Raw genomic sequence first — 6,000 nt, 5'->3', positions numbered from 1 at the left:
AGCGGGGCTTCCCGTCTAAAAGCTAAAAAAACCTTTCCAAGCTCCTCACAAAAAACCTCCACTCTTATCAAGCCAAGACTATTGTGCCAGTCGTGGCTTATTCTCAACTGAGCTGTCTCTGGCAAGCAACGTTTTGGTCATCGAGATATCCTGCTCCCCCACAGCAGAGTTTTCAGCAATTGGTTTCATCAAACTCACGTTCAATTATGCCCTGCAAAACTATCCGAAGATGCCGAGCTGCGAGCCACTGTCGGTTTTGCGAACTTCGATGCGGTTTTGAAACGCTTCTTTGAATTGCGGCATGTGCGTTACGGCCAAAATGCAGGCGAAATCCGGGGCGATCGCATCGATCGCAGCGATCAGGCGATCGCACCCTTCGGCATCTTGCGTGCCAAACCCTTCATCGACGATCAGCATTTGCAGAGTGGTTCCTGATTGCTGCGCGAGTAGTTTGGCTAACGCCAACCGGATGGCGAAATTAATCCGGAACCCTTCCCCCCCCGAGTAGGTTTCGTACGGGCGCGTGCCGCGCGCATCGGCAATGCGGATTTCTAGGGTTTCGATTGTTTTTGCGGGCTGCTTCTTCGAGCGTCCTTTGCTCGCTTTTTGGGTCAGAAACTGAACGTGGAGCTGATTGCCGGTTAGGCGCGCCAGGATGTGATTGGTTTGGGCTTCAAGTTGCGGGAGCAGCGTTTCGATCGCGCAAGCCTGGATGCCATTTTTTCCGAACGCCTGGGCGAGTTCTCGGTAGACCCGATTTTGACGGCGGGCAACGCTGAGTTCGCGTTGCGCTCGCTCGTGCTGGATGCTTACCGTATCTAAGTGTGCTAGGGCTTGATCGAGCCGCCCCTGACGGGCAAGCAGTTCGTCGAGGTGCTGGCGCCGATCGCGTACGCGACATTCTGCACTCGCAATGGCAGCGCGATCGTCAGCAGCGGCGGCAAGTTGTTCGGTCGCAGCGGCCAACTCCGCTCGCAGTTGCTCGGTTTCGCCAACACGCGTTTGCAAGTTGGTTGTCAATTGCTCGAGGCGATCTTGCACCAGAGGAAACTGCTGCCTGGCTTGCTGTAATTGTTGGTGGCGCAACAGCCACGGCTGCGATTCGCGGAGGGCGGCGATTGCGTTGTTGTGGCGGTCGCGATCGTAATCGAGGCGCACGAGCTGTTGCTGGCAGGTGGCGATTTCCCGCGCCAAATCCGAGTCGGTTGCGAGCTGTTTGACGGCTTTCTGGAGGTCTCGAGACTCTTGTTGGAGGGGCGGTTTCTCCCGATCAATGCGTGCTTGCTGGCGTCGAGCATCCTCGATTTTGGCTTGCTCGAATTCCGCTCGTCGCTGGCGCTCGACGTCGCTGCGGGCGAGGACGCGGGCTTCTTCGCTGTAGTCGAGCTCTGCAAGTTCGGCATCAATTGCAGCTAATTCGGTGTGGAGCTCGGGCGCGAAACTACCTACCGAAAGCGACTGTTCCACGCCGGCACGCTCGGCAGTGAGCTCCTTGAGGCGCTCGCAGACATCGGTAGTCGTTTCCAAGCGAACGGCTAGCTGCCCGCGTTGCTGCAACAACTCGTCAAAAGGTGCGAGGTCTTGTGAAAGTTTCTTGTACTCGCCCCGCAATACTTGTAACTCGCGCTCGCAGGTCGCAAGCTGTTCGCGCAATACCCAAAACCGATCTTGAGCTTCCTGTCTCTGCGCTTGCGTTTTAGCAACGACGTGTTGTTTGTGCAGGGCATCGAGCGGTCGGTCGCACAGCGGACAGACAGCACCTTGCTGTTCTAGCAACTCGAGTTTGCGCTCGAGTTCGGCGAGGAGCTTCTGATAGTTGCGCTGGCTTTCTTGCAAGCGTTCTTGAAAATTGCGGCGTTCCTGACCTTTTTCTTGAACGCGCTGGCGGTAGAGTTGCTTGGTTTCGAGTTCTTTCAGCTCGGTTTCAACCACGATCGCCTGCGATCGCATTTTCGGGGCTTGAGCAACACGGGTGGAGAGTTGAGCGGACGTGGCGTGAAGCTGTTCGAGCCGGGCCACCAAGCGCGCGCGCGAGCGGTCGATGTCTGCTTGCACGTGCTGGCGGCGCTGTAGTAGCGGTACTGCTTGCTGGTGGAGTGCTTCAAGGCACTCCAAATGCGAGCGCGCGGCGTGAAGGTCGGCAAGTGCAGTTGCCACGTCTGGGCTGCGTGCGAGGACATCCCTTACTTCGCACTCGCGAGCTTCAAGAGCAGTCAGTTGTGTAGCGACGGCTTGAGCTTGTAGCTGCAATTTGTTGAGGCGATCGCTCTGTTGCCGTTGCAGGTGTAATAGCTGTTGCTCGGCACCTTGGTAGGCCTGGAAGCGCTGCGAGAGGGCAGCCTCTTCCCGTTGGAGTTCCAAGCAGCGGCGGTAGCCGGCCGTAACGTCACCTTCGCGAGTCAGGAGTTGTTGCAAGCGGGCGAGTTCCTGTTGCGTTGCCGCGCGATCGCGACCGAGGCGTTGGCAGTCGCGTTCGGCGATCGTGAGTTGCTGCTGGTGCCAGCTAACCCGTTGTTCGAGGGCAAGACGTTGGTGTTCGCGCGCTTGAAGCATCTGGAGCTGGCAGCGATCGCGTTCTTGCGCGACCTGCAGTTCCTGAAGTTGTTCGGCGTTAAGAACGCTCTCGCGATCGATGGTTTGGCGATCTTGCAGTTGTGCGCTCAGGTCGTTCGCTTGACGTTCGAGTTGCTCGACTTGGGCTTTCAATTGTCTGGTGAAGTCTTTGGCGCGCTCGGCTAGCGCTTCGTAGCGGTCGAGCTTGAGTAGGTCGGCGAGGACTTGTTTGCGCTCGCTCGGTCGCCGCAACATGAACTCGTCGGCTCGGCCTTGGCGCAAGTAGGCAGAATTGACAAACGTATCGTAGTCGATGCCGATTGCTGCATCGATACGCTGTTGGGTCGGGCGTATGCCCCGCCCGGACAAGGTACGAAATCGATCGGGTGCGGTTTGAACTTGCAGGTCAAGCGTAGCAGTATGCCCGCGACGCTTGCTGCGAATCGCCCTGTAGGTGTTGCGATCGCGGACGAATACGAAGTCGACGCGTACTTCCTCCGCAGCAGCATTGATGATATCGTCGTCGGCTGCTGCGCGCGATTGTCCCCACAATGCCCAGGTAATTGCTTCTAATAAAGACGACTTCCCAGAACCATTGGGACCGCAAATACAAGCCGTATGTAAACCCCGAAAGTCCAGAGACGCTTCGCGGTAGCTCAGAAAGTTTTTGAGCTTTAGGTGAACCGGAATCATGGAGCCAACGGGCGATCGCCTAACGTACTCGATAACGCACTCGATAAGATGCCATGCAATCCAGCTGTGGCATCCGAGGGTTTTTACTTTCGAGCGTTTTTACTCGTGTTCGGTCGAATGATGCTCGGTCGCGGTCTTTAATAAGCGACTGAGGGTGCATCTGTTCTCCCAGTTAATTCTACGATATCGGCAATTGAAAAACCCGGCAATCGAGCGGCAAACAGTTACCCAACGCATCACTTCCACGTCATTCCCTAGCGATCTCTTTAATAATTGGCTGCAAGTTTCATTGTGAATTCTGACAGGGAACGTCTGAGTCCAGCACTTTCCCAGCGCCCGGTCGCAACCACCTGCCCTGCAACCCGTTCTTGCCTGCGGTTGCCTGCCTGTTCAGAGGTCTGGAGTTTAGAGCCAACAACACCCTCGCGATTGCGTCCGGGCAAGCAGCCCTAAGTGTTTCGTCGAAATGATTGCCGCATCCGCTCTCGTCGAAACTAATTGTCCGGACCATCGGGCAATTCGGGAAGCGATTCCCAGAAACTGTTGATGTGCTTGTGTCCTGTATCGATCGCCTCTCGAGCCAAGTCTTCGAGTCCCAGCTGGTGGTCTACGAGGAGTTCGCGGACGCCGCGCAGCGAGTCCGCGAGACGGTTGCAGTTAGCGGCCGTGCGCTCGGGCTCTGACTCCGCCATAGTTTGGGCGCGATCGCTGGCTAGTTGTGCGAGGCTCTCGACTTGATTCAGACCGGCAACGATATCGCCAATTCGATGCAGCAATAGTTGTAGCGTGATAGGGTCTTCCACTTTAGCTGTCGCGATCGGTCGCGTACTCAACGCAACCCTAGACGTAACGCTTGCCGCGCGTGAGCCAACAACCCATGGGTGGTTTCTCAAGCTGCCCTGGTAATTGCCCCGCTGAAGACCGCGCAGATGCTAACTGACGGCGAGGATCGACTGGCTGGGGTTATTCAACCGCTGATTGAGCTAAGCGTCGCAGAACTTTTTCAGTTTCCTTGGGATTGCGAACGTTCGCGAACCCGATTTCCTCAACCCATGAGTTACCTTCAGTCCTGCACGTACGAGTGGTTATCACAACGTCACCCGTACCATCTGCTCGTTCTTTGAGATACAAGTCTTTGAGTCGATCCGGTGTATAGATCTTGATAGTTGATTTAAGCCAGTTTGCCTCAACTACCAGAGCTCGCTTATCTGTGACAACATAGGCTACCCGATAGGTTGTCAACCACTCCCAGAAGGGGACTAGAAGCGCGATCGATCCAATGAGGGTATAGGCAATGCCAACAACGAGTGCGAAGCGAAGATCCCCATATTCTATTCCCTCGATCGGAAAAGGGAGCGGTCCTCCCCCAGCTAGGAAAATCAAATAAACACCAAGAAGTGTGACTGAAATACCTGTTAAGAGAAATGTAATGACCCGGGGTGCCGCAAAGCGGGAGTCAAGAGGTTGCTCGATCCACTGGATAGATTCGTTCTCGTCTAGAGCCCCGCTTATCTGTTTCTGGAATTGGTCTGGAGTTTGGTGCCTGCCAAGCATTCTTAGTCCCTTTATCTCGCAACACCTGACTTTTCCCAATATCTTCAAACGAGTTCAAACCGCTCGGACGTTGGCGATCTGGAATTCGGATTGAATCGTTACCTGTTCGTAACTTCGCCATCTTATCGAGAATAGCTAAGGAGTCTAAAACTCCTCACCTGCCTTGATTAGAGAACATGGCTCGAACGTGTCCGCGCGGGCATCGCTTCCGATAAGGAGCTAGACCCTTTGCGAGGTTGAGCTTTATAGTTTCGAACGTTGCGTCGTCGCATTGATATTTGCAAAGATTCCCGAGCTGAAGCCCTCAAGCCCTTGAAGCTTCCTTTGGGATCCAACAGATTTGGTCGAAGTCTAGTCATTCTATCCTAGGGCATTTACGTCAGCCGCCCGCGATCTCGCCCGAACTCACATTATCGCCACCGAACTCAGCTCAACCCGAGGACTTGGCGCTGATCCCAAAGCAACAGCGCGCCGCTGATGGCAACGAAAGCCATCACAACCTGACGGAAACGCTGTTCGCCCATGCTGTCTAACACGCGTCGGCCGAGCCAATTACCTGGCAGCGCGCCGACACCGATGAGTACGCCGTAGAGAAAATACTCTTTTGTAAACACTCCGAAGGCAATGTAAGCAAGAATTTTGACGGCATGAACGACAGAAACACCAAGGGATTTCGTCCCGATCAGCTCGTCTTTATTCAATCCGTAATTAAGGTAAAACGGGTTGAGGAGCGGTCCCGTGCTGCCGATCAATCCCGATAAAAATGCGTAGATGAAGCCGGCGGGGAGGAAATACCAAGCACGCACTCGAAATGCCGAGACTTGCTGTGAAAGGTTGTAGGTAAAAATCGAAGCGATGAGGAATAGCCCGAGGAGCAAGCTCAACCAGGTAATCTGCATGCGCGAGAAGGCAAACGCTCCCAAGACGGCACCCACGATCGCGCCGGGTACATACCAGCGCGTGACAGTAGCATCGATGTTGTCGCGATAGAGCCAAATCCGTTGCGAGTTACCGCAAAGCATCCCGAGCGTAATAATGGGGGGGACCGCTGCTGCCCCAAGGAATAAACTTGCTACCGGAATCAGAATCAGCGGGCTACCGCCCCCGGCCAGCGAACTTATAAACCAACTAATAGAACTTACGCCTAGCAACAGCCAAACCACGGCGTCCCCTCGTGTTAAAGTTTGTAACGCGTTGTAA

The 6,000-nt window shown here is 55.0% G+C and carries 3 protein-coding genes; all 3 read right to left on the bottom strand.

The annotated features are described in order from the left end of the window. Window positions 1–219 precede the first annotated feature (219 nt). The 3 genes from sbcC to KR51_RS10790 all read right to left on the bottom strand — a co-directional run bounded on the left by sbcC (window position 220) and on the right by KR51_RS10790 (window position 5,963). The gene (sbcC, locus tag KR51_RS10805; protein ID WP_022607609.1) at window positions 220–3,246 is read right to left on the bottom strand and encodes an exonuclease subunit SbcC; all 3,027 of its coding nucleotides are present in this window, start codon (window positions 3,244–3,246) and stop codon (window positions 220–222) included. A gap of 494 nt (window positions 3,247–3,740) precedes the next feature. Further along, on the bottom strand, window positions 3,741–4,079 hold the full coding sequence (locus KR51_RS10800) for a hypothetical protein (RefSeq protein ID WP_022607607.1): 339 nt from the start codon (window positions 4,077–4,079) through the stop codon (window positions 3,741–3,743). A 1,146-nt stretch (window positions 4,080–5,225) separates the two neighbouring features. Further along, window positions 5,226–5,963 carry a sulfite exporter TauE/SafE family protein gene (locus KR51_RS10790; protein ID WP_022607605.1) on the bottom strand — a complete coding sequence of 246 codons (738 nt, stop codon included), beginning with the start codon at window positions 5,961–5,963 and terminating at the stop codon, window positions 5,226–5,228. Window positions 5,964–6,000 lie beyond the last annotated feature (37 nt).

Origin of the sequence: Rubidibacter lacunae KORDI 51-2 (assembly GCF_000473895.1) — a bacterium.
In the GTDB taxonomy this organism is placed as follows: domain Bacteria; phylum Cyanobacteriota; class Cyanobacteriia; order Cyanobacteriales; family Rubidibacteraceae; genus Rubidibacter; species Rubidibacter lacunae.
This window is presented reverse-complemented; position numbering and strand designations above follow the sequence as displayed.

Excerpts from the sequence above, each read along its gene's own strand:
- sbcC (WP_022607609.1), bottom strand. The coding sequence starts at position 3,246 with ATGATTCCGGTTCACCTAAAGCTCAAAAACTTTCTGAGCTACCGCGAA.